This window comes from Streptomyces sp. NPDC005485 (genome assembly GCF_040606085.1).
Classification (GTDB): domain Bacteria; phylum Actinomycetota; class Actinomycetes; order Streptomycetales; family Streptomycetaceae; genus Streptomyces.
Map to the genome: position 1 here is coordinate 21,533 of NZ_JBEXDZ010000069.1, position 23,171 is coordinate 44,703.

The 23,171-nt window shown below is 68.7% G+C and carries 23 protein-coding genes; 15 read left to right on the forward strand and 8 right to left on the reverse strand.

The window, feature by feature from the left end:
• Positions 1–98: 98 nt before the first annotated feature.
• From ABZS97_RS23160 to ABZS97_RS23170, 3 genes are all read left to right on the forward strand, one after another.
• Entirely contained in the window at positions 99–707 is a 609-nt protein-coding gene (locus ABZS97_RS23160) for an SMI1/KNR4 family protein (RefSeq protein WP_356140212.1), read from the forward strand.
• 219 nt (positions 708–926) lie between these two features.
• On the forward strand, positions 927–1,628 hold the full coding sequence (locus ABZS97_RS23165) for a restriction endonuclease (protein WP_356140213.1): 702 nt from the start codon (positions 927–929) through the stop codon (positions 1,626–1,628).
• A 225-nt stretch (positions 1,629–1,853) separates the two neighbouring features.
• A complete protein-coding gene (locus ABZS97_RS23170; protein ID WP_356140214.1) occupies positions 1,854–3,758 on the forward strand; it encodes an AMP-dependent synthetase/ligase in 1,905 nt (634 codons plus the stop codon).
• A 39-nt stretch (positions 3,759–3,797) separates the two neighbouring features.
• Here ABZS97_RS23170 and ABZS97_RS23175 read toward each other — a convergent pair whose 3' ends face one another.
• Positions 3,798–4,451 carry a DUF6629 family protein gene (locus ABZS97_RS23175; RefSeq protein ID WP_356140215.1) on the reverse strand — a complete coding sequence of 218 codons (654 nt, stop codon included), beginning with the start codon at positions 4,449–4,451 and terminating at the stop codon, positions 3,798–3,800.
• A gap of 190 nt (positions 4,452–4,641) precedes the next feature.
• On the opposite strand from ABZS97_RS23175, the gene ABZS97_RS23180 reads away from it, so the two are divergent.
• The 3 genes from ABZS97_RS23180 (at position 4,642) to ABZS97_RS23190 (ending at position 6,947) form a co-directional block, all read left to right on the forward strand.
• Positions 4,642–5,805, forward strand: coding sequence for an MFS transporter (locus tag ABZS97_RS23180; protein WP_356140216.1), 1,164 nt, complete (start codon positions 4,642–4,644; stop codon positions 5,803–5,805).
• Between the two features lie 104 nt (positions 5,806–5,909).
• Complete coding sequence (locus ABZS97_RS23185) at positions 5,910–6,125, forward strand: DUF4177 domain-containing protein (protein ID WP_356140217.1); 216 nt, start codon at positions 5,910–5,912, stop codon at positions 6,123–6,125.
• 363 nt (positions 6,126–6,488) lie between these two features.
• On the forward strand, positions 6,489–6,947 hold the full coding sequence (locus tag ABZS97_RS23190) for a cyclic nucleotide-binding domain-containing protein (protein WP_356140218.1): 459 nt from the start codon (positions 6,489–6,491) through the stop codon (positions 6,945–6,947).
• A gap of 691 nt (positions 6,948–7,638) precedes the next feature.
• Here the strand turns inward: ABZS97_RS23190 and ABZS97_RS23195 are convergent.
• Positions 7,639–8,079: a VOC family protein gene (locus ABZS97_RS23195; protein ID WP_356140219.1), complete on the reverse strand. Its 441-nt coding sequence runs from the start codon at positions 8,077–8,079 to the stop codon at positions 7,639–7,641.
• Between the two features lie 178 nt (positions 8,080–8,257).
• The gene (locus ABZS97_RS23200; protein ID WP_356140220.1) at positions 8,258–9,016 is read right to left on the reverse strand and encodes a glucose 1-dehydrogenase; all 759 of its coding nucleotides are present in this window, start codon (positions 9,014–9,016) and stop codon (positions 8,258–8,260) included.
• 139 nt (positions 9,017–9,155) lie between these two features.
• Between ABZS97_RS23200 and ABZS97_RS23205 the strand changes: the two genes are divergently transcribed.
• The gene (locus ABZS97_RS23205; protein ID WP_356140221.1) at positions 9,156–9,839 is read left to right on the forward strand and encodes a TetR family transcriptional regulator; all 684 of its coding nucleotides are present in this window, start codon (positions 9,156–9,158) and stop codon (positions 9,837–9,839) included.
• Between the two features lie 166 nt (positions 9,840–10,005).
• On the forward strand, positions 10,006–10,698 hold the full coding sequence (locus ABZS97_RS23210; protein WP_356140222.1) for a hypothetical protein: 693 nt from the start codon (positions 10,006–10,008) through the stop codon (positions 10,696–10,698).
• Between the two features lie 272 nt (positions 10,699–10,970).
• On the opposite strand, the gene ABZS97_RS23215 is transcribed toward ABZS97_RS23210, so the two are convergent.
• The 3 genes from ABZS97_RS23215 to ABZS97_RS23225 all read right to left on the reverse strand — a co-directional run bounded on the left by ABZS97_RS23215 (position 10,971) and on the right by ABZS97_RS23225 (position 14,652).
• Positions 10,971–12,482 carry an FG-GAP-like repeat-containing protein gene (locus ABZS97_RS23215; protein WP_356140223.1) on the reverse strand — a complete coding sequence of 504 codons (1,512 nt, stop codon included), beginning with the start codon at positions 12,480–12,482 and terminating at the stop codon, positions 10,971–10,973.
• 460 nt (positions 12,483–12,942) lie between these two features.
• On the reverse strand, positions 12,943–13,992 hold the full coding sequence (locus ABZS97_RS23220; protein WP_356140224.1) for a hypothetical protein: 1,050 nt from the start codon (positions 13,990–13,992) through the stop codon (positions 12,943–12,945).
• A gap of 246 nt (positions 13,993–14,238) precedes the next feature.
• Complete coding sequence (locus ABZS97_RS23225; protein WP_356140225.1) at positions 14,239–14,652, reverse strand: hypothetical protein; 414 nt, start codon at positions 14,650–14,652, stop codon at positions 14,239–14,241.
• A 494-nt stretch (positions 14,653–15,146) separates the two neighbouring features.
• Between ABZS97_RS23225 and ABZS97_RS23230 the strand changes: the two genes are divergently transcribed.
• The 3 genes from ABZS97_RS23230 (at position 15,147) to ABZS97_RS23240 (ending at position 17,731) form a co-directional block, all read left to right on the forward strand.
• Positions 15,147–15,425, forward strand: a complete 279-nt coding sequence (locus ABZS97_RS23230; protein ID WP_356140226.1) for a polyprenyl synthetase — start codon at positions 15,147–15,149, stop codon at positions 15,423–15,425.
• The gene (locus tag ABZS97_RS23235; RefSeq protein ID WP_356140235.1) at positions 15,418–16,467 is read left to right on the forward strand and encodes a polyprenyl synthetase family protein; all 1,050 of its coding nucleotides are present in this window, start codon (positions 15,418–15,420) and stop codon (positions 16,465–16,467) included. Before ABZS97_RS23230 ends, ABZS97_RS23235 begins: the two co-directional genes overlap by 8 nt.
• A gap of 103 nt (positions 16,468–16,570) precedes the next feature.
• Entirely contained in the window at positions 16,571–17,731 is a 1,161-nt protein-coding gene (locus tag ABZS97_RS23240) for an oxygenase MpaB family protein (protein WP_356140227.1), read from the forward strand.
• Positions 17,732–17,986: 255 nt separating this feature from the next.
• Here ABZS97_RS23240 and ABZS97_RS23245 read toward each other — a convergent pair whose 3' ends face one another.
• Positions 17,987–18,439 (reverse strand): hypothetical protein, encoded by a 453-nt coding sequence (locus ABZS97_RS23245; RefSeq protein WP_356140228.1) that lies wholly within the window; start codon positions 18,437–18,439, stop codon positions 17,987–17,989.
• A 335-nt stretch (positions 18,440–18,774) separates the two neighbouring features.
• Between ABZS97_RS23245 and ABZS97_RS23250 the strand changes: the two genes are divergently transcribed.
• Positions 18,775–19,941, forward strand: a complete 1,167-nt coding sequence (locus ABZS97_RS23250; protein WP_356140229.1) for a hypothetical protein — start codon at positions 18,775–18,777, stop codon at positions 19,939–19,941.
• A gap of 164 nt (positions 19,942–20,105) precedes the next feature.
• On the opposite strand, the gene ABZS97_RS23255 is transcribed toward ABZS97_RS23250, so the two are convergent.
• On the reverse strand, positions 20,106–20,612 hold the full coding sequence (locus tag ABZS97_RS23255) for an STM3941 family protein (protein ID WP_356140230.1): 507 nt from the start codon (positions 20,610–20,612) through the stop codon (positions 20,106–20,108).
• Between the two features lie 538 nt (positions 20,613–21,150).
• Between ABZS97_RS23255 and ABZS97_RS23260 the strand changes: the two genes are divergently transcribed.
• The 3 genes from ABZS97_RS23260 to ABZS97_RS23270 all read left to right on the forward strand — a co-directional run.
• Complete coding sequence (locus ABZS97_RS23260) at positions 21,151–21,432, forward strand: hypothetical protein (protein WP_356140231.1); 282 nt, start codon at positions 21,151–21,153, stop codon at positions 21,430–21,432.
• On the forward strand, positions 21,429–22,034 hold the full coding sequence (locus ABZS97_RS23265) for a sigma-70 family RNA polymerase sigma factor (protein WP_356140232.1): 606 nt from the start codon (positions 21,429–21,431) through the stop codon (positions 22,032–22,034). Before ABZS97_RS23260 ends, ABZS97_RS23265 begins: the two co-directional genes overlap by 4 nt.
• A partial coding sequence (locus tag ABZS97_RS23270) for a GAF domain-containing protein (protein WP_356140233.1) occupies positions 22,024–23,171 on the forward strand: 1,148 nt, incomplete at its 3' end. The genes ABZS97_RS23265 and ABZS97_RS23270, both read left to right, overlap by 11 nt.

A 23,171-nucleotide genomic window follows, 5' to 3' on the forward strand; every position in this document is an offset into this window, starting at 1 on the left:
ACCGGCCTGGCGCCGATGCCCCGCAACGCGGCGTGCGGACCGCCCAAGCCCCCGAGCCCTCCAAGTCCGTTGTCAGTGCCGGGCCTTATCGTCCGCACATGAACAGTCCCGCCATCGCAGACTCCTGGGCCCGCATCGATGCCTGGCTGGCCCAGCACGCCCCGCTCAGCCATGCGCAGCTGCGTTCACCAGCGTCGCCGAGCGACATCGAGGCCGCCGAGCAGGCCCTCGGCGTGACCTTCCACCCCGACCTGACGGCGTCTTTGCGGTGCCACGACGGTGTGGACCTCGAGGACGGAGCACCCGAGTTGGCGTACTACGGGCCGCCGTCGAGCCTCAAGCAGATCATCGAGAGCACACGGTTTCTGCGCGAAGTCGGTGCCGACCTCGCCCTGGACGACGACGCACCAGGTGAGGGCGACGAGGAAGTGGAGTACGAGGAGCTGAATGCCTACTGGCGTGATGAATGGCTACTGATCACACTCGGCATCGGCTGGCAGTCCTCCGACGGGCTCTTCCTCTCCTGCCGGCCCGGCCACAACTTCGGCCGCGTCGGCCGCTACTTCGATGAGGATTCCCCCTCCTTCACCGAATGGCCCTCGCTGCGGCACGCGTTGGCCGACTACGCGGAAGCTCTGGAGCAGGGCCGACGGTTCGACAACCGGATCCCTTTGGCCGTCGACGGTGTCCTGACGTGGGGCGACTAGAACACCATCGCTCCTGCCGACCGCTCCCGCCCCGCCTCGGCCGTCGCCTCCGCCTTCCGCGCCGCTTCCGAAAGCGCGCGGCGCTACCTGCCCTGATCACTTCATGCGGTCATTTCGTGACCCAATGTCAGTGGGCTTTGCCATGATGGGCGATGTCGTGAAAAGCGCGGGACGGGGGGACAGCGTGTCCGGGATCGATCAATGTCCGACGGGTGAGCGATGACGCGGCGACGGCCGCCCGCGAGGCGGCGTGGGCGGCGGCCGAGCAAGCGTCAGCAGGAGGCGGAGGCCAGGCTGCTGGTGTGGTTGACGGTCGCGGCGGTCGTGGTCGGGCTCGTGGTGATGGCGGTCGCGTGGCTCGCGGCGCATCGGTGGGTGGCCGTCGTCGCCGTGGTGCTCGCGGTGCCCGCGGGCGCCGCCCTGCTGAGGCGGCGACAGGAGCGTGCGCGCCGGGACGAGGCCGAGTTGCGCGGGCTGCGGTATGCGCTGACGCAACTGGACGCGCTGCACCACCAGGAGTTCGAGCAGGCGATACGGGAGTTGATGCGTCGCGACGGCTGCTCGGACGCCGCCCGGGTCGGAGGCCGGGGCGATCTCGGCGCCGACGTGAAGGCGACGGATCCGTTCGGCCGGCGGTGGGTGATCCAGTGCAAGCACCGCCGCGACGGGGAGCGCGGGTCCGCGGTGGGGTCGCCGGACCTGCAGGTCCTCAATGGCACCGCCCGTCCCGTCCACCAGGCCGACATAGCCGTCATCGTGACGAACGGCCGTGTCACCAGCCCGGCCCAGGACTTCGCGCGCCAGCAGCGGCTGCACCTCGTCGATCGCCGTCTGCTGGCGATGTGGGCGGCCGGCTCGCAGCCGTTGTGGGATCTGTTGGGGGCGCTGCCGCCGCCGCGCAGACCCTCCGCCCTGTCCTGACGCAGGCCGCGACAGAGCCCGCGCGGCGCTCACCGACCCCGCTGCGGCAGTGCGGTGGAGGACCGTTGACGCAGGAGGACGACCGGCGCCGGTGCGGCGGCATCAATCGAGACAATCCGCTCCGGCATTCCCGCCACGTTCCGTGCCCGTGTCGGCTACATTCGAGAACCCTCGGCTCCAGTGCCTCTGGGTGACGGCGTGTCGAGAAGACTTCCGGAGCGGTGAATGCACCAGTTCGAACACCTCCCGCCGGCCGCGGCTTCGATGCACGGGGGACTCGCCGACAGCCTCTTCGACACGGCACGCCGCAGCCCCGACCTTCCGCAGATCGCCCGCCGCCTAGACGTCGCCCCGAGCCCTTGGACTCCGATGACGGCCGCCGAGCTGCGGGACGAAGTGGTCGACCTGGCCCGGGGACTCGTCGCGTCCGGACTGCGCCCGGGCGACCGGGTCGCCATCATGGCGCGCACACGGTACGAGTGGACCGCACTCAGCTGCGCGCTGTGGGCGGTCGGGGCCGAACTCGTGCCGATCTACCCGACGTCGTCGCACGAGCAGGTCGCGTGGATCCTCAAGGACTCCCGCTGTGTCGCCGTGGTCGTGGAGGACGAAGAGGGCATCATGACGGTCGCCTCGGCCTGTGCCGCGCTCCCCGCGCTGCGCCACGTCTGGCAGTTGGACAGCGGGGCGCTGTCGCAGCTGGTCGAGCGGGGCCGTGCGATCCCACCGATGACCGTCGACTCCCTGCGGCGGATCGTGCTGCCCGACTCGACCGCGATCATCGCCTACACCTCCGGCGCGACCGGCCGGCCCAGGGGCTGCGCCCTCACCCACCGCAACCTGGCGAGCACCTGCGACACCCTGCTCGAAGGATGGGGGCACACGGCGGCTCCGCCGGGCCAACAGCCGGCCATCCTCGCCTTCCTGCCCTTCTCGCACGTGTACGGCCTCATGATCCAAGGCCTGTGCATGCGGGGCGGCCTGTTGATGGGCCACCAGCCCGATCTGAGTGACGTGTCTCTTTCCGAGGCCTTCCGGTCCTTCCGCCCCACCTATCTCTACGCCGTTCCGTCCCTCTTCGAGAAGATCTACAAGAACTTCCTGCAGAGCGCCCAACGGGCCGGCCACGGCGTGCTGTTCGAGCGTGCGGCCCGCACGGCGACGGACTTCGCCATCGCCACCGAGCGCCACAGGCTGGGCGCAGGCCCGGCCCCCGGGTTCGACCTGCGCCTGCAACACGCCCTCTACGAAAAGACGGTGTACAGAAGACTGCGTGCCGCGCTGGGCGGCCGCGTCTGCGGTGCGGTGTCGGGCGGCTCACCCCTGAACCGTGAACTCGCCCTGTTCTACTCGGGAATCGGGATCCTCGTCCACGACGGATACGGACTCACCGAGACGAGCGGCGGCGTGACGGCGCAGCCCGTGGGACGTGAGAAGTTCGGCACCGTCGGCCGCGCCCTGCCGGGCACGGACATCCGTGTGGCCGACGACGGGGAGGTTCTGGTGCGCGGCCCCTCCGTGTTCCAGGGATACATCAACGACACCCGGGCCACTCACGCGGCCTTGCGGGACGGCTGGCTCGCCACAGGGGACATCGGCCACCTGGACTCCGAGGGATATCTGGCCATCACCGGCCGCAAGAAGGACGTCATCATCACGAGCGGCGGCAAGAGCGTGGCGCCGTCGGCCCTCGAACAGCGGCTGCGTATGAATCCGTTGATCCACCAAGCGGTGATAGTGGGCGACAACCGGCCCTGTGTGGGTGCCCTGATCACGCTGGATCCGGATTTCCTCGCGCACTGGCGGGCGGCCTGGTCCAAGGGCGGGGCGGGACCTGCCCGTGAGGCGCGGGAGGAGAACGAACTGCGGGAGGAGGTCCGGCGCGCCGTCGCCACGGCCAACAGCACCGTGTCCCGCTCGGAATCCATCCGGGTCTTCCGCGTCCTACCGGAACCCTTCGCCCCCTCCAACGGGCTGCTCACGCCTTCGATGAAGCTGCGACGCGACGCGATCGTGCGGCGCTACGCCCCCGAGATCGAGGCGATGTACCAGCGGTCCTCGCGGGCCCCGCGCGAGTACGTGTCGGGCGATCCGTCGATCTGGGAGGAGTCGGACAACGTGTTCCGGTGAGCGGCACAGCGCCGTTCCCGAGAACAGCCGTGCCGTTCGCTACGTCACCCTCGCGCTCTCTGCCTGCCGCGCGCCCGGCGGAGCCCCCGAGCGGCCCTGCACCCAGCCGAACAGCACCACCGAGCAGACGGCCGCGAGCGCGCACCAGGTGGAGACGAACTCCCGTTGCCACACCGTCCAGCAGATCAGTGCGCCCACGGCGACCAGCACACCGAGCAGCAGCAGTCCGCGTTCCCCGGACAGCAGCAGCGAACCGATGGTGGCCAGAAGGTATCCGGCGACGAGCAGAGCGGCGTGGGGCAGACCGATGGCGTAGCCGACGGTGTGGCCGCGGACCTGTGCGGTCACCGGGCGCGTCGCGAGAGCGTATGTGAGCGGCACTGCGGTGGCGAGGCCGATGGCAAGCGGGATCATCAGCCTGCGTAGGGCGCGCCGTGGGGCCGCGCAGACCACGCCGAGGGGCACCCACACAGCCAACAGCGGCAGGGCGATCACGGCCCAGGCGACGGTGGCGGGTCCCCTGCCACCTCCGGAGTCCCACACCACCGACTCGACGATCTGGTGAGCCCCCAGAAGCAGCGGCAGCGCCGCCAGTGGCAGATCGCCGCGCCGGCGCACCCGCGCCACGCAGGCCACGCCCACGGCGCCGATACCGACACCGGCCACGAGATCGGCTGTCGCACTCCAACACATACCGTCACCAGGGGGTCGGCCGTCAGGTGGGACCGCCTTCGCGGTCCTCTCGATCAACACGCTACGACTCCCCCGCCTCATCCCTCTCGGTGACACGATGTGTCCCTCACGGACGACGCGTTGCGACTCCGCCCGGCCGGACGGGCAGGTCAGCGTGAGAGGCAGCGGACCGTCGAAGGAGGTGACCGGAATGGGGCCCTGGCGCTTCGTGGTGTGGTTCGGCACGGTCAGCCTGCTCGCCGACTTCGTGTACGAGGGGGCGCGCTCGGTCACGGGTCCGCTGCTGGCCTCGCTCGGCGCGTCCGCGCTGGTCGTCGGCCTGGTCACGGGTGCGGGCGAGGCCGCCGCCCTGGGACTGCGGCTGGTGTCCGGGCCGCTCGCCGACCGTACCCGGCGCTTTTGGGGACTGGCGATCGCCGGATACGCCCTGACGGTGCTCTCCGTGCCGCTGCTGGGTGTGGTCGGGGTGCTCTGGGCTGCCTGCGCCCTGGTGATCGCCGAACGCGTGGGCAAGGCGGTGCGTTCTCCGGCGAAGGACACGCTGTTGTCTCACGCCACCGCCGCAACCGGACGCGGGCGAGGCTTCGCGGTCCATGAGGCGATGGACCAGGTCGGGGCGCTGATCGGCCCGTTGGTGGTGGCCGGGGTCCTCGCGGTCACGGGCGGCGACTACGGCCCTGCCCTGGGTGTACTCGCCGTGCCCGGCGTCGCGGTGCTGGGCCTGCTGCTGTGGCTGCGGGCGCGGGTGCCGGACCCGGAGGCGTACGAACGGGCGCTGACACCGTCCGCCCCAGCGGCGGCCGACGAGGTCCGGTTGCCGAGCGCGTTCTGGACGTACGCGGCGTTCACCGCGGCCACCACGGCCGGGTTCGCCACCTTCGGCGTGCTCTCGTATCACCTCGTCGTACGGCATCTGGTGGCGACGGCATGGGTGCCGGTGCTGTACGCCGCCGCCATGGTCGTCGACGCGATCGCCGCGCTGGCGACCGGCTGGCTCTACGACCGGATCGGGGCGCGTGTCCTGGTGGTGCTGCCGCTGCTCGCCGCGGTGGTCCCGGCACTGGCGTTCACCGACACGGTGGCGCTCGTGGTGGCGGGGTCGCTCGTGTGGGGCGCCGCTATGGGCGTCCAGGAGTCCACGCTGCGGGCCACGGTCGCCGACCTCGTCCAGTCGGGTCGGCGCGCGACCGCTTACGGCGTCTTCGCCGGGGTCGTCGGCGCGGCGAGCGTCGTGGGCGGCACGCTGACCGGTGCGTTGTACGGCTCGTCGATTCCGTTGCTGATCGCGGTCGTTGTCGCGATCCAGATCGCCGCGCTCGTCCTCCTGGCCACGCTGCGCACCCGCCTTTCGTGAACAGGAGGTGTGGTCCCCCCATCGCCCCTGTTCGAACGCGGCCATCGATGGTTGGGTGGGCCCTGGCCACGCCCACCATCCATCCGCAGGAGAGCCACGCAGCCATGAGCAGCCCCTACACGTACGAGTACAAGGTCGTCACCTTCCGGGAGTCGCTGATCGGCGACGCGCTGGACAGCGACAAGCTGGAGAAGGTCCTCAACAAGCATGCCGAGGACGGGTGGGCGCTGAAGGCGATCACGTCCGCCGACGTCAAGGGCCGCATAGGTCCCGGCTCGGTCGAGGGGCTGCTCCTGACCTTCGAGCGCCCGCGGCGCTAGCGACGTCGGACGGGGGCCGCCCACGACAGTGGCCCCCGCCCGACCGGCCCCGTCACCCCTGTCACGCCACGTGACTCCTGTACCCGTGCGGCTAGCACAGATACCCGCACACCGCATCCGCACACCGGTGCCGCGCCGCGCCACGACGTCGCACCACAGCCTCGCAGCCCCGATGCCCTGCGGAGGCGGCCCCTCGCGGCCGCCTCCGCAGGGCATCGGGCAAAGGATCCAGCAAGGGATTCCGGTTCCCGACGCGACGAATCCCGCGGATCCGGCTCCAATGGAGGGTGACGGGGTACAACCGGCACGACAGGCGCCGCGGGATCCGGTGGGGTTCTCGCGGCGGCGCGACGGAGGTACGCGATGGCCACTGCTCTCCGGCTCCTGCCCGCACTCTCGCCCGTGCATCGTGAGCGTCTGATGGGCGTGGCTCGCGAGGTCTCCTTCCCGGCGGACGGAAGGATCTTCGAGGAGGGGGGCACGGCCGACCGCTTCTGGGTGGTGCGCTCCGGGACGGTCTCCCTTTACCAGCGGGTCATCGGAGAGAGACGTATCTCGGTCGCGCAGCTGGGCCCCGGGGACCTGCTCGGCTGGTCCTGGCTGTTCCCGCCGCACACATGGGATTTCGGCGCCGAGGCGTTCAGTCCCGTGCGGGCCTACGAGTTCGACGCCGGGGAGGTGCGCGGCCTCTGCGAGGAGGATCCGACGCTGGAGCTGTCCTTGACGCGCACGATCGGGGCCATTCTCGCCAACCGACTGGAGACGACCCGCACGGCTTTGATCGAACACTACGCGCGCCATGGCGGCAGCACACTGGGCTGACCAGGTGAATGGACGGCACCGTGCGGCTGCCAGGAGCGGACCAGGGTGAGTGCGCCGGCCTGGTTCGGATGGCGGTTCGTCGTTCCGCAAGACGCACCAGAGCACAACGAGAACCCATCAACGGCGCCTGTCAGGGCGGCGGGACGGCTGGCGCTGGGCCGAGCCCGATCTCGGCTCCCGCCTGGCCCGCGGTGGTGTCCGCCATGCGGCGAACAAGATCCCGGCAGCGCCGATCACCGCCTGAAGCGCCGCCACACCAGCTGAAAGGCAGATCGCGGTGCAGGCGGCCAGGATGCACACGAGCGCGATCAAGTCGACTTTGCGGTGATCCGACTCTGCCCCGGATTCCGGGTCGGCACCCGAAACAGCAGAGTCCTCTTCTGATGGCTCAACCTGCGACGACACGCCGGTCCTTCCCAGTCGGGAAGGGCGGGCAGGCGAGGAACTCAGCCCCCGGACAAGCAACAAGCCGCTTTCAGCCGCATGTCTCCTGGGGTTAATTCCCCGGCTTCCTATCGCTTGCGCGATGAAGCCCGCCCCCCAAGAACATGCAGCCAAGCGGCTACACACAACGACCGTAAGTCGAGCACCGACACCGCGTCAACTCCCTCTGCGAGTTGGACAGTTCCTCAGCGGAGATCAGCGCCGGGATCACCGCGCTGAGCCGGCTCTGTACCGCGGTTCCTCCTTCTCAGCCCAGTTGCTCGGCCAGTCCGACGATGATGCCCTCCGGGCCGCGGAGGTAGCAGAGCAGATAGCTGTCCTCGAACCGGGCGATCTCGCCGACGAGTTCGGCGCCGTGAGGGCGCAGGCGGGCGACGGTGTCCTCGAGGTCATCGACGGCGAACATGACGCGGTGCGTGCCCAGAACGTTGTGCGGCCGGTTGCGCGGCCCGGCGCTGATCACCGCGGGGCTGCGGTACTTCGCCAGCTCGAGCCGGCTGTGACCGTCCGGGGTCCGGACCATCGCGATGTCACAGCGGACGCCGTCGAGTCCGGTGCACTGGTCGGCGACGGGGCCCTCGACCTGCGCCCTGCCCTCCAGCTCCATACCGAGTTCCACGAAGAACGCGAGGGCGGCATCCATGTCCTCGACGACGATGCCGACGTTGTCCATCCGCTGAATCGCCATGCTGCTTTCTCCTTCTTCCTGGCGCGGCCGGTGGTGGCCGCTGATGCCCCAGGGACGGAGCCGGTGGCACGTTCTCGACATCTTCCAACCGCCGGACTCCGAAAAACCTGGAAGGCGTGACCGGCCCTGCACTGACTGGATCACCGGGGACGGCTTTCGGACCATCACCGCAGGACCCTTACTGGGCCTTGTAGCCGCCGTCGACGTTGAGGATGGTTCCGGTGACGAAGGACGCGGCCGGAGAGGCAAGCCAGGTGATGGCTTCGGCGACTTCGGTGGGGCGGCCCATCCGGTTGACCGGCTGGAGGGCGGCGATGGCGGCCTCGTCCCACGTGCCGGCCTCGATGGCGGTGCTGAGGATGTCGGTCCTGATCGCGGCGGGGGCGACCCCGTTGATGCGGATGCCGTCGGTGGCGTACTCCAGTGCGGCGGACTTGGTCAGGCCGACCACGGCGTGCTTCGTGGCGGAGTAGTTGGCCGCGTAGCGTATGCCGCCCAGGCCCGCGATCGAGGCCAGGTTGACGATGGAGCCGCCGGGGGTGTCCTGGGCCAGCATCTGCTGGATCTGGTACTTCATGCCCCAGAAAACGCCGAGCACGTTCGTGGTGAGCATCTGCTGGAAGCGGCTGGTGGGCTCGTCGGCCATGCGGCCGGCATCAAGGGAGATCCCGGCGTTGTTGACCGCAACATCGAGTCGGCCGAAGCGCTCGACGGTGGCCGCGACCAGGGCAGCGACGGACTCTTCGGAGTCGACGTCCACGGCGACGAAGGCGGCTTGCCCGCCGTTGTCGCGGATCTCGCGGGCGACGGCTTCGCCCGCTTCCTTGCGACGGCCGGAGACGACGACGGCGTGGCCGGCGCGGGCCAGAGCAAGGCTGGTCTCCTTGCCGATGCCGGTGGTGGCTCCGGTGACCAGGGCGACGCTGGAAACGCTCATGGTGGTGGACCTCTTTCCTGTACGTGCACGGGTGAGCACGGCCGATGGCCCCGCTTCAGAAGACCGTCGGTCTCTTGCGTTCCAATTTAAGAGACTGCCGGTCTGATGTCAAAAGACCGGCAGTCTGTAACATGGAGGTATGACGACCTTCCAGCGAGCACGCAGCGAGGAACAGCGCGAGATCCGGCGGCGGGCGATCCTCGACACCGCGGCGGCAATGCTCGACGAGATGTCCGTGAGCGCACTCAGCCTGAACGAACTGAGTCGGCGCGTGGGCCTGGCGAAGTCCAACGTGCTGCGCTACTTCGAGTCACGCGAAGCAGTCCTGCTGGAACTGCTGGACCGCGACTGGCGGCAGTGGACCGCCGCCCTTCCCGAACAGCTCGCCACCTCGGTCACCTCCGGCGCCCCGCCGATCCAGCGCGGTCAGGAGTTCGCCTCCGTCCTGACACACTCCCTCGAGCAGCACCGGGTACTGTGCGACCTGCTCAGCGCCCAAGCGGGCGTCCTGGAACACAACGTCTCCGCGGACGTGGCCGCCCGCTACAAACGAGCAGCCCTCGACAACGTCGCCGCTCTGGCCGCGCTTGCCCGCCGGCACCTGCCCGAACTCGGCGCTCACGCCGACCAACTCTGCGCCCAGGCCGTCATGGTGAGCGGCGCGGTATGGACCCATGCCCGCCCGTCCGCCGCCATGCTCACCGCATACGAAGCCGATCCCTCACTCGCTGCCCTGCGCATGGACTTCAGCACCACCCTGGAGGAGATGCTGACAACCCTCATCGCGGGCACACTCGCCAGGGCTGAGCTTGGTGGTTACTGACTTCGGCTGCTCAGGACGACGGTGATCGTCTAGGGTCAGCGCGGCGCCTGCTACGAAGCCATCGTGGATGCACCGCCACACCACCCTCCGCTGCGTCGCCTACGCCCAACGCGACTGGGCCGAGTACCTCGCCGCCCGAGCCGAGGACCAACAAGGGGGACAACCGATGACCTTGATGACCAGCGGCAGCGACGGGCGCACAGCGCAGGAAGTGCGCGAGTACCTACTCGCGCAGTTGAATGCTGCGATGCGCCGCCCCGGAATGTACGGCGGCGAAACGGCGCTCAGGCTCTACCTCGACGCCGTGGCGTTCACCGACGCCGCTGAGCAGGTATGGCAGGAGGAGCTGAAGGATCTCCAAACGAGAATGGTCTTCTCCACTGGAGTGCGCGGAGCCTTCCAAGAACTCTGGGGCGATGCGCACGAGGGCTCTGTGGCGTCGGTGTATGCCGAGATTGCACACCGTCAGGGATGGCTGAGACTCGACCGGACCCTCACCTCGAGCGAATACGAAGAGATCCGTCACGCCGGCGAGACCTGGTGCCGAGAGGATCGGTTCCTCAGCGATGTCGTCACGGCGTTCGGTCCGCCCTCGGTGCTCTTCGGGGGGACCAACCCCAACTACCCCAAGACACTTGCCTATACGACCGGGCGGCGAGACGACGCCCTTCTCTGTTTTCACCTCTGGAACGGTTTCCTGCCGAGCCCAGGCCCAACGTCGTCGTACGTCCACGCCGAGCCAATCCTCTGGGCGTTCCGCGCCGGGGGGACCCTGTTCATAGACGGCTTCACCTTCACGCCTGAGGGAACGGCCCGCCACTCGCTGAGCCACGACCGCACTCGACCTGAGGGCAGTTGAGGGAATGGTGCACGGTCGGAATAACCCCCTCCCCGCCAGTAACACGCACGGTCGCCCGCTCCTCGCCCCGGCCCGGCGCGGTCATTCGTGGACAGGCTGGCCGTTCTCCGCCGGGCCGGACAGCCGGGAGACTCTGGACGTCACCCTGGTGCCACCGGAGCTGGTGGTCGAAGTCGGCGTCGAAGGCGCCCGCGACGCCGCCAACCAGTGGCGCCACCCCGCACGCCGGCAGCGTGCACGCCAGCTGCACCGTGCACGCCGCGACCTCGCCGTCAGTCGCCCACCGAGGCTCCGAACAGGGCCCCGGTAGCAGGCAGGCCCATGGTGGGCGGGCCGAACGAGAAGGAACCGCTCGCGGTGATGCCACTGGAGGTGGCCGAGAAGACCCACGCGGCGCCGTTGTTCGCGTTCTCCGCCCAGTCGCCGACGACCAGGCCGTCCTTCTTGTCACCGTCTGCGTCGACGAGGGCGGTCTCGCTGCCGAAGCGGTCCAGCTTCTCGGCGGTGCCGGGCACGCCGCTGGTGTTCTGGCTGAACACCTTGGCACCGGTGCCGGTCAGACCGTTCGCGGTGCCGCGCAGCACGAGCACGCTGCCCGCGTCGGTGATGCCGTCGAAGTCCTCGCCAGGCAGTCCGGTTGCCACGTCGAGATAACCGTCGCCGTTGGTGTCGCCGATCGACAGGCCCGACCCCATGCCGTCATGCCACTCCCCCACGCCCGGGACACCCGCGGTGTCCTGGTTGATCCACACCGGCTTACGGGTGGTGGACACGCCGTTCGGACCGCCGTGGACGACGGCGACCGCACCGCCCTTGATCGGGAGGCCGATGTCGTAGTCGGTGCCGTCGACGGAGTGGCCGACGACGATCTCGGCGTGCTTGTCCTTGTCGAGGTCGCCGATCTCGACGTCGTCGCCGCGGATGAGCCGGCCCTGGGCATCCTTGAGGAGGCCCTTGTACGTGAACCCGGAAGGACCGCCCACCATGAGGGCGACCCCACCGGTACCGACCTCGCCGTCCAGCTGTCTGGCACTGACGGCCAGATCGGCGATGCCGTCGCCGTTCACGTCACCGGCGGCCATCGCGAGGGCATACCACTCCTCGCCGGGGGCGACGAGGGTGAACCGGGTCGTCCTCGCGTCGGCGCCGTTCCGCCGGAACGGGCCGTGCAGCACCGAGCCCTCGCCAGGCGTGTTCTCGTCGCCGTAGTCGTCGCCCGACGCCACGACATCCGGGTACTTGTCCCCGTCGACGTCAGCGACCACGTAGGCGCCGCGGGAGTTCGCCGGCACGTTCCTCAGCAGAGTCGGCGTGGCGGAGAGTCCCTTGGGGCCGCCCCAGTTGACGGCCAGGAAGCGTCCGTCGTAGCCGCTGATCGGCGACATGTCCACGAGCGACAGCAGATCGGCGTAGCCGTCCCGGTCAAGGTCGCCGCTTTGCAGGTCGCTGCCATAGCGCGTCTGTGGCTGCGCCGTCGACCGGCTCGACCACGTCAGCACTTGCTTGCGCGAGGTCGACAGCCCGCTGGACGAGCCGTACAGCACGCTGACGGCCCCCGCCTTCGCCTGCCCGTTCAACGTGGTGCCGGGCGCGCCGATCGCCAGGTCGCGATAGCCGTCGCCGTTGAAGTCGTCGTGCAGGCGCTTGGTGCTGGGCGTGGTGGTGGTCGTCGCGGCCGGGGTGGCGGCGTCGACGACGGGAACCAGCACGGCACCGCTGACCAGGGCGATACCGGTGGCGAGGACGAGCCGTCTGCGGCGCCGGGGAAGGGAACGGGAAGCCATGATTGTCCTGACGTAGGCGGAGAAGAAGGCGCGTGGGGGGGTGGCGGGGGTCAGCGCGGGAACGCGTCGCCGAGCCAGGCGCCACTCCCGACCGTGCCGAGCGTGCCGGCGCCGAAGGAGAAGGAGCCCTTGGACCGTGGCACCGGCGGACCCGGAGCGCAACACCCATACGGCACCGGCGTACGCGTCCTCACGCCGCCCAGTACGACTCACCAGGCAGACGGTTGGTTGTGCCGGCGTACGCCGCGACTTTCCCTGCCGTTCACCGCACACTCCACCCGAGATCCCCGCAGCGCCCCAGAACGGCTCGAGGTCGTCGAACTCCCGCGTCGCCGCATCTCGTTCGGCCTGGCGGTCGCGCCCCCAATTCCCAGTAACGGGCGAGGTCCCCAGCCAGCCATGCGTGCAGGGCAAACGCAGCGATCAGAGCGGCATCCGGTCGAGCGGAGCGCGCAACCGGTCACGCAGTCCAGAGACGGACCATGCCGTCAGCGAGTTGCAAGAACTGCCGGGCGCCTGGGTGGTGATGTGTGGGGGACATTCCGGGAACGATGCCCAGAAGCTTCCCCTCGACCGGATCCCATATCGACAGACCGGCGTCGCCGCTACTGAAGAGGCGGTTGCCATCGCTGAAGAAGGGCCCGGCCGGGCCCTCGAACGCGAGGAGTTCAACAGCCATTCCGTCCTGCCCGGTTCGATTCGTGTCGAAGATCCGTGCCCCGGGCCGCATGGCGTTACCGTCGTCGCCGAGTCCCTCTACGGCGACCCGAACAGAGTCGATCCAGGTCACGGCATAATTCCAGTAGTACGTCCGGTCGCACACTTCCACGCGGCTCGAACCGTCCTCGGACTCCCACACGTTGCCCTCGATCCATGGGTCAAGATCCCACGCTGAGGGGATGCCGAATGGATGCCATTTCCAGCCGTCGTCCAGGATCCGTTTGCCATCAGGGCTCACATACAGTGCGCCGTGGAAGTAATCGAGGAAATGCTCCGGCAAGGCCTCTCCGACTGCAGCCACAGGTAGCGACCGATCAGTCAGCAGCAACCCCGTTTGCGCGTCGGACACGTCCAGCCGGTTCCAGTCCGTGCGGTGGATCACGACGCAAACCCCGCGGCTCTGCCCGAACGCCAGCGAGAACGGCACGGTGTCCGCGTTGTAGCCCTGGTTGTCCAACGCCAGCGTGACCTCGCCGGTCCGCAGATCGATCACCTCACCAAACCGACCGTAATCGTTGACCACAGCGGCGAACATGCCGTCGTAGGAGGCATGCAGGCGCCTGCGAAGCCGGCGATCGTTCCATGGTTCGTGGTCGGGTTCTGCCGAAACGGTCGTGGTCCCGACAGCCTCGTGATCACCAGTTGCTACGTCCCACCGGCTGATCGTTCCGTCCTCGCCCAGCACCAGCCACGCCGACCGCTCGCAATGCCGCACTGGCGCCAGATCGGCCACTGCCCCCAAGCGCGACGGCACCGCCAACTCACGGACGGCGTCATAGCCATCTATCACCGCTGACCTCCACACCTGCATCTAAGAGTTTGGGCGAACTGGCAGCAGGTCTGGTTGAAGTGGGACACGAATCTGCGCGGCGAGCGGCCCGATGACTGGCACCCAGTCGGCGGGGTCGGTCGGCTCCTCGTACCAAAGTCCGAGTTCGACGATCTGCTTCGCGGGCGATGGCTGGTTCACGAATCGATGCGGGAGCAAGCGGAAGCGCGCACTACGCCCGCGAAGACGAGTTCCCATCCGCACGCATCAGAAGACGTAGGGATTCTTTGACTGACGGGATGTGGCGCAATTGTCGAACAGCTTGTCGCGGCAGACGGTCACGTCTACGAACGCAATCTCAGATGTGAGGCTGCCGGGCAGGGCGTCCCAGTGAGCCGTGGTGTTGTAACCGCTCTTGTTCCAGTGGTTGGGATACTGGAACGACCTTGTCGCCGTGACGTAGAAGAAGACCGAATGCCCGTCATCGCCCGTGTCCTTGAGGTAGACATCGCGGAGCACCAAGGAGTTGTAGCTGGTCCAGTCGACGGTCAGGCCGATCGCCGCCCCTTCTGTACTGGTCACCAGCCTGTCGTTGTCGGCCGCATGAGCAGCGCCGGGCACAAGGACCACTGCCGCAACCGCCACCCCTGCGGTAACCGCCGCCATGAAGCGCTTTTTCACAAGTCCTCCCCTGTGGACATCGCAACTGCGCGAACTCCCACCACCACCCCCTGTGGTGACTGTGTGACAGAAACGTATCGGCTTGACGACTGGCTCACCAGAGGGCGCATACCCCTCCGGCCGGCGCTGGAGGCAGCGGGGCGCTCCTTTCGGTCGGTGCAGATGGGCGTCCGGCGGCCTCGCGTACGAGGGCTTCATCCAGGACCCGACGGCGGTCACTCATCGGCAGATCAGCGCCGTCGTCGACCTGCTCCGGCCCCCAGACCGTGAGGCCCGCAGCCTCCGGCCGCAGAGCTCCCCGCCCCGTTTCTGAAGGCTCAACGGCAGTCTGTCGGGCAGGGACGTGGCATCTGTAGGGTCGGCATGGACCGCACACCCATACGGTGTGATCACTCGTTGGTGAGTTCTTCCCCCCTCTGCGCCTGACGTGACGCGACGCTGAGTGGCATGGCGCGGGACCGGTGCCTGAGGTTCTTCTGTAGGTGGGGGTAGGCATGACACGGGAAGCGGAACGCCCTGGAAGCCTGGAACAGCAAGCGGTGCTGCTGGTGGCGGGCGTGGCCGATCTAGCGGTGAGCACGCTCGGTTCGGCGCTTGGCACGGTGCGCGGGTTCCTGCGTCGCTCGGACACGGCAGAGCTGGCGGCGCAGGCCGAACGGGACCTGATCGCGCGCGGGCGGCTGGCTCTCGACCGGTACGCGGCCGCATCACCGGCTCATCTGGAGGTGCTTGCCCGGCACGCGCTGGCCCGGCAGGCCGGCGACGGTGTCTGAACACTGGAAGGCGGCTGCGTTCAAGGCCCGGGTCGATGAGGTGCTGTGCTCCTTCGTCGCCGCGGAGGCCGACCAGTTCGCGGACATCGATCCAGCGCTCGTTCCCGTTGCCCGGCAGGTGGAGCACGCGGTCGCCGGCGGCAAACGGCTGCGGGCGGCCTTCTGTTACTGGGGCTGGCGTGCGGCCGGGCAGCCGGACAGTGACGCGCTGGTGCGAGCGGCGGCGTCCATGGAACTGGTCCACGCCGCCGCGATCGTGCATGACGACCTCATCGACGACAGCGCACTGCGCCACGGCCGCCCCACCGCGCATGTGGCCCTGCGCGGTGCGCTGCGGCACCGCCCGCGGGCGACGAACGCAGCCCGGTCGCTGGCGATGCTGGTGGGGGATCTGTTGATGTCGCTGGCCGGTCAGCTGTTCACCACCAGTGGCCTGCCCGCCGCCTATCTCGGCCGGGCCCGCCCGCTGTGGGCGGCGCTGGCCCGCGAGCTGATCGCCGGGGAGTGTCTGGAAATCCTGCACACCGGAGCCGCCCCGGACACCTCCGCGTCACTGAAGGTGATCCGGTACAAGACCGCCAAATACACCGTCGAGCAGCCTCTGTTGATCGGCGGTGCGTTGGCCGGCGCCGGCGGGCGGCTGCGCGAGGGGTATTCCGCGTACGGGCTGCCGCTGGGCGAAGCCTTTCAGCTCAGGGACGACCTGCTGGGCCTGTTCGGCGACCCGGAACACACCGGCAAAGCCAACCTCGACGATCTGCGTGGCCACCGGCCCACTGCCCTGCTGGCGGAGACATGGCGCCTCGCCGACGACAAGGATCGTGAGCAGCTGCGCACCCTGCTGGGGCGACGCCTCGACGGCAACGGTCTGGAAGCCGTGCGCGCGCTGATGCGGCGGCTGAATGCGCCGGAGCGTATCGAAGCAATGATCACTACGCGGGTCGACGAGGCCACACAGTGCCTGCACGGTCTGGCCGTCCCCGCGCATGCCACCGCGGCTCTGACCACGCTGGCCCAGTCGGCAGCGATCCGCCACCACTGACGCCCTCGCCCAGCCGCACCGCCGCACAGCCCCCAACCGCATCACCCCATCCTGCGACAGCGAGCCCCCAGGGGGTTGCTGCGCAAGGAAAAGGAGTTCCGTGATGACTTACACCGAGGCGTCGTTGGACGCCCTCCGCCAAGCCGGTGACGAACTCGCCGACGCCACCGTCGCCACCCTGTTCGAACGCGGAGAGGTCGGCAAGTTCAACACCCTTATGCGGTACGTGTCCACCGCAGGTGCTCCCCTGCCCGACGGGCTGCCCGATGTGGCCCGGGAGTACCTCCAGGTGACAAGCGCCCCGCCGGACTGGGTGGACTGGGCCGAGATGGAGAAGGCCCGTCTGTTCTTCATCGACAACAACGTGCACATCTCCACCGCGCTGTCGTTCGCCTCCATGCCCGCCTGCTACGTCGTCCCGCACGTCGCCCGGCTGCTGTCGGCCACCCACGGTCTGAAGTACCCCTCCAAGCGGATGGCGGAGACCGGGCAATTCACCGTCTACCTCATGCAGCCCGACGCGTTCGAGGCCGGCAGCCGCTTCATCCCCGCCGCCCAGAAGGTCCGCCTCCTGCACGCCTCCATCCGCCACCACCTCAAGCGGGAGAACCGCTGGGAGAGCGAAACACTGGGCGTGCCGATCTGTCAGGAGGACATGATCGGCGGGCAGATGTTCTTCTCCCTGCTCGTACTGGACTCTCTGCACCGCCTGGGCATCCACATGTCCCCCGAGGGCGCCGATGCGTACTTCTACGCCTGGCGAGTCGTCGGAGCGATGCTCGGCGTCGACCAGGACAGCGTCCCCAAGACGCTGGAGGAAGCCCGCCAATTCCTCGACCTGTACATGATCCGCCACATGGCACCGTCCGAGGAAGGCGCGCACCTCACCCGGCAGCTGATCGACCTGTACGAGGAAGTCGTCCCCGGCACCTTCTTCGACCCGATCGTCTCCGCGCTGATCCGCCACCTGATCGGCGACACCTGCGCCGACTGGCTCCAAGTCCCGCGCACCCCCTGGGACACCGTCGTCAAGGCCGTCCCTCATCTGCTGGGCGTCCTGGAAACCATCGAGGACCGCTCGCCCCTCGGCGCCTGGGCACTGGACCGGCTCGGCCACCTCACCACCATCCTCGAACTGTCCTCGCTCACACGCGGACGCGTCATGCACTACGCCATCCCCGAACAGCTGAAAAAGGACTACGGCGTCACCGGCACAGCGCCCCGCGCCCACCGCTGGACCCCACCCCTGCCCAGCATCACCTGACGCACCACCCGGCCACACCGTCACGATTCTCAACAATCGCGACCGAGTTGGGACCACACGCTGTTTCGAAAGGGGCCGCAAGCCGGCCACTTCGACCGTGCCCGCAGTCTCGGTCACGGTCTCTGTATCGGTCTCGGTCTCGGTCTCGGTCTCGGTATCGACAGCCTCAGTCCGGCACGAGCTGATCGGCCAGACGCCTGGCCTGGGTCAGCAGGGTGCCGTACGTGCAAGCGGCGCTTCGCCGCGGAGTCGAGGTCAGTGGAACCAGGCAACAAGTCGCACATGGTCCGCTCCGTGGAGTTCGCCGAGTGTCCGCATTACGCTCCAGACCGGTCCCCAGGCGGTTTTGTCTCCGGCGACTGATTCTCGGCTTCGCATGCCGGAACCATCTGTTTCCTGCCAGTCGGCTGCGACGAGTTCGGCCCAGGTGATCCATGTTGTGCCGTGGACGTCAGGAGGGCCGCCGTACACGGCGTATTCGATCCGCAGGCCCTCGGATACGTCGCTAGGAAAACCGCGGCCTTCGGCCAGAGGGTGGAAGCCGAAGTAGTTCCGGATACCGAAGAGGCAGGCGAGGGCGTCGTAGGCGTTGCCGTTGTTGAGCAGGAAGAGGTCGATGGCGGCATGCCACATGGAGTCCTCGTCGTCGGGGCCCCAGAGGCGGGCACCTGGTCGACACTCGATCATCCCGCTGACTTCGGTAGACATGCGGGCATGCTGCCCGCACGGCCCATGACTCGGCACCTGCTTTTCCTTTGATTCGCCTCGCCATCAGTTCCCGTGGCGCCTGCTGATCCCCGTGCGCCTCCAGGCGTGCTCAGCTCTCCACTCCGCCCATGGCTGTGACCCGGAATGAGTGCTGGGGCACCGATCCGGCATTCCTGGTGGGGCTATTGACAGGTGCTGGAACCACAGACAGTTCTGTTTTCGGTGGTCCAAGTGTTGCCGTGTTCGGGTCTGGAACAAAGCCAAGGGGCGGGGCATCCTGGGCTTTCCGGCCTTTCCTGTTCGTGCTGTCGGGCCGGCCGGGGAGGGGGAGCAGCATGGACGCCGAGGACCGTCCGGAGCCGCGTCAGTGGTCCACCACGTCACCCGAGGAGCTTGATCGACTGGCGTGTGGGGTGCTGAGCGCCGCTCGTGATGCGGCCCGGGAGCTGCGACGGGAGCCTGCGGATGCGGCTCGGCGGGCGTGGGCGCTGGGCACGCTGGCGGGACAGACACAGGCGATGCTGGGGCCCGACCTGCCAGACCATCCGCCGGTCGGGATCGCAGCGCAGGAGGGATTCGTCCACACCGCTCTCGCTCTCGCCCTGCACATACGGGCACACAGCTGGTCGGAGCGCGACCTCGGCGCGGCGAGCGTGCCGGGTCAGGCCGCCGTACCCCATCCCGGGGAAGCGGGAACGGCCGACGCCTTCGACGTCCTCGGGAGGCTGATGCTCCCGCACACCTCCCCCGAGGGCTGGACCGCAACCCTGGTCACCGACGTGGCCGACGGCAAGCAGACGCTGAAGACCGCGGTCAAGCTGGGCAAGTACATCCTGCATCCCACCTTCGTGGCACTCACCGACGACGTAACCCGCCTCATCGGCGAAGCCCTGCACAACCTCAATGTGGACCGCCTGCAGGAGCTGACCGGCTCGCTGCGCCACTACGCGAGCGCGGCCGGACCATCCCACCCGGCGGACCCGGTACCCACTCCAGCCGTCGACATACCGGCACCCATGCCCGACCGCCCGTCCGTGATGGGGCCGGAATCCTCGGAAGGACCTGATTCGCAGCCCCGCTTCCGGCGGCCCCGCGGGCCGTCGTCCCACCGACGGATGGCGTCAGGGCCTGTTCCCGCTGACGCCGCGACGCCGGCATCTGCGGAGCCACCGCGTCATCCGGGCTCTTCCGAGCCGGGGTCGCCGGGCGCCTCACGACCACGCCGCCCCGAGACCAACGGGCCGATTTTCACCCCGAGGGGGCCAACGGCCGACTTCACAGAACCGAAAACCGACGAACCGATTTTCACCTCCATATGGGGCCAACTGGCGCCATTGCAGACGGGGGACCAGCTTCCTTCTCCAAGTGGTGAGGAGTGGCGAGTCGGGTCTGGTGGCTTCACCCTGTCGGATCCGCACGACCCTTGGCCCGCACCCGACATCTCGCACACCGACCTCCCGGACATCGACGGCACCGAGCTGGGCGGCCTCGATCCGTTCTGACCGACAGACCGACACCGCTGGCGCGTACTCGGGCATGACCCTTCCGAGGGGTCACGTGGTGCAACCAAGCGCCTTAGCCGGCGCATTCTCCCGGCTCAAACGATCTGGTCTCTGTCTCATACACCTCACGGCTCGCAGTAGAGCCGGTCGGCCAAGGTGCGCGCTCAGTGCTGTACTGCGAGACCGGGGCAGTGGCGCCGCATCGCGTCCACGACCGCCTCAGGCGACACCGGCAAGGTGTTCGTGGCCATGTTGGCCGGACCCAAGCCGAGTCGCGCGTTCATGGACGCGGTGCTGCGGACGAGCTTGGGCGCTCGCGCCAGATAGGCGTCCGGGTTGTGCAGCACCAGCTCGATGAACCTCTGCGAGGTGTTCCGCACCCGCTGCTCACGTATCCGTACGGCGGCTATCTCGTCCCACCCGAAACGGCCCAGCCTCACGTGGTCCACTCCCCCGTCGTCCAGCACCAGCTCCGGCCGGTCGCGGAGCAGGCGCTGGATGATGATCACCGAGCAGAGCCCGAAGAAGGGCACGGCCAGCGCCCCCGCCACAGTCATCTTCACAGTGCTGTGAGCGACCAGGAAGGCAATGCCCACCGCGACGAAGACCACAGAGCCGGCCAGCATGGCCCACACACGCCCCTTGGCGAGCGGGTAGACCGTCGGGGGCACCGGAACACCATTACTGATCACGAGCCCAGACGATAGGACCAGAGCCCTCATCAGCGGAAGCCCCTTTCTCCAGACCCTCTGGGGCGTGGCCGTCCCGACTGCCCTCGTCCCACACGGCAGTCGGGGCAGCCTGCCCCGCTCCGTCTCAGGCGTCGGCGGGCCCGCCGGCAAACAGGAAGAGGCAGCCACTGTGGGCGCTCATCTCAAGCCCCCAACAAGGCAGTTCACTTCCTGCGACCAACCCGACCTGCCGTCAACCCACGCCACCGCCGGAATTGACGAACTACCGGTGGCCGGCTGATCAGCTGGTCGTCCACCGCGTCCGGCACCCTGCGGGCTCCGAGGGGCATTTACTGTTCGAAAATCCGCCGCTCGACCGAATGGGATTTCGATATCGCAGTCGTGACAGGCCCTCACGCGCGCGGACGGAACGAATGCTGAGCGACATTTCAGAAATTTTCCGAGGGGAGGTACCCGTTTCACCGATGGCGAGCGATGTATGCGTCGATGCTGTCGGGAGATGAAAGCGAGGCGCAACGTGCTCGATTCGGTAGGTCCTCAGGAGATCGCGTCGGTACTCGCCGGCGTGCTGGCCCTGGGCGCGCTGGCGATCCGGGTCGGCGGCCGGGTGAGGCTCGCGCGGGAACAGCGGCAGGCGATCACCGCCGTGGCCGAAGCGGTCACCGCCACCGGACGCACGGCGCGTATCCGACACAGTTGCGCCGGCGCCCAGTGGTCACTGGAGGTGGGCAGCAGTCTTGTGGCAGAGGAGGCGTTGCGGCCGCCGGACCATGCGGCGGGTGGTGACCTCGACAGGTGACCAAGCACGTCCGCGACGGCGACGCGGAGGACCGGGGCCCTGCCGAACTGGCCATGCGGGACTGCTACGACGCCTACAAGTGGCGCGTCTGGCGATTCGTCGTCTCGCAGCTCGGCGGGGCCCGCAAGCAGGACGCGGAGGACGTGTGCCAGGACACCTGGGCGACCTTCTTCTCGAAGTTCGAGGAACATGTCGCGACGTACGACGACCTGGCGATGGTCCTGTTCCCGATTGCCCACTGCCGCATCGTGGACCACTGGCGCAAACGCGGCAGAACGCGGGAGGCCGCGGCCGCGAGCGAGGACCTCGAGGCGCTCGCCCACGGCGTCGCACCGCAGTGCGGCATCCTGGTCGACGACAGCACCAGCCGGTCCGTGGACTTGAAGCGAGCTCTGGCGGACCTGACCGAGCGCCAGCGCCAGGCGCTTCACTTCCATCACGTGGCACGGCTGACCATGAATGAGACGGCCCGGCTCATGGGCATCAGTCCCAATACCGTGAAGAAGACGCTCGGGGTGGCTCTCACCAAACTGCGGGCCTCCCCGAAACTGGAGTCCTATCAACTGCCGCTCGGCCGAGGGAGGCACGCCCGTGACAAATGACGATCGCAGCGCCCCCTTCGAGACGACCGAAACCGAGCTCGACGCCGGATTCGACGCGGTGATGGCCCGGCTTCGTGGGGCGACCGACCAGGAGCGGGCAGAGCTGCGCCTGGCGTCGGACCGGGCCGAGATCGGCCACGCCGCCTACGCACAGGGCATGCACCACCTGCAGGACGGCGACGGCGATCTCAATGAGGCCGTTCGGTGGCTGCGGCACGCGCACGAGATGGGCGTGTCAGAGGCCGGACGTGTCCTGCGCAGCGTTTTGTCGGGGCATGAGACGCACGAGGAGCCGGAGCAACCACCGGAGTCGCAGGAGCAGGTGCTCGGTGCTCCCCTGGCGGCGGCCTCCGTGCAGCAGGAAGGCGCCGACACACGGAAGCCCGCACCGCGCCCGACGACCGTGGTGGTGGCACCGGCCCCCCACGTCGACCTGACCGCCTTGGACCAACTGCACCAGGTCATGGCGGACATGAACACCGACCGCGGCCTGGCCGACACACTGCAGACCGTCGCCGACGGAGTGGTCAACGGCCTCGGCTACGAGCTGGCGTGTGTCAACCTCGTACGCCCCGACGGCGACCTCGTCGTCGCCGCCCTCGCCGGTAACTCCGCGGCAGAGGCCCTCATCACCGGCCGCGTCGGCTCGCGCGCCTCCTGGGACCGCCGGCTCAGCATGGGCGAGGCCTGGGGCGATCTGCGGTTCATCCCGCACACCGAGGGCTGGGTCCTCGACGAGGACGACGTACCGCAGTGGCACGCCGACGGCCCCGCGCCCCGCTTCGAGGACGAGTGGCACCCCTCCGACCGGCTCTTCGCGCCGATGTACGCGACCGGCGCCTCCGGCGGCGAGCTGATCGGGGTCATCTCCGTCGACCGGCCGCGCAACGGACGCAGGCCCGGTGCCTGGGGTCGCAAAGCCCTGCAGATGTACGCCTTCCAGGCCGCCATCGCGATCAGCAACGCGCGGCTGAGAGCCAACATGCAGCGCGCCCTCGTCCGTCTGGAGCGCGAGCAGCAGGCCCTGCGTGCCAGCGAGGAGTCCTTCCGCCAGGCCTTCGAGTACGCCCCCTCCGGCATGGCCATCGCCGAGATGGGCGGCGACCAGCACGGCCGGATCCTGCGCACCAACGACGC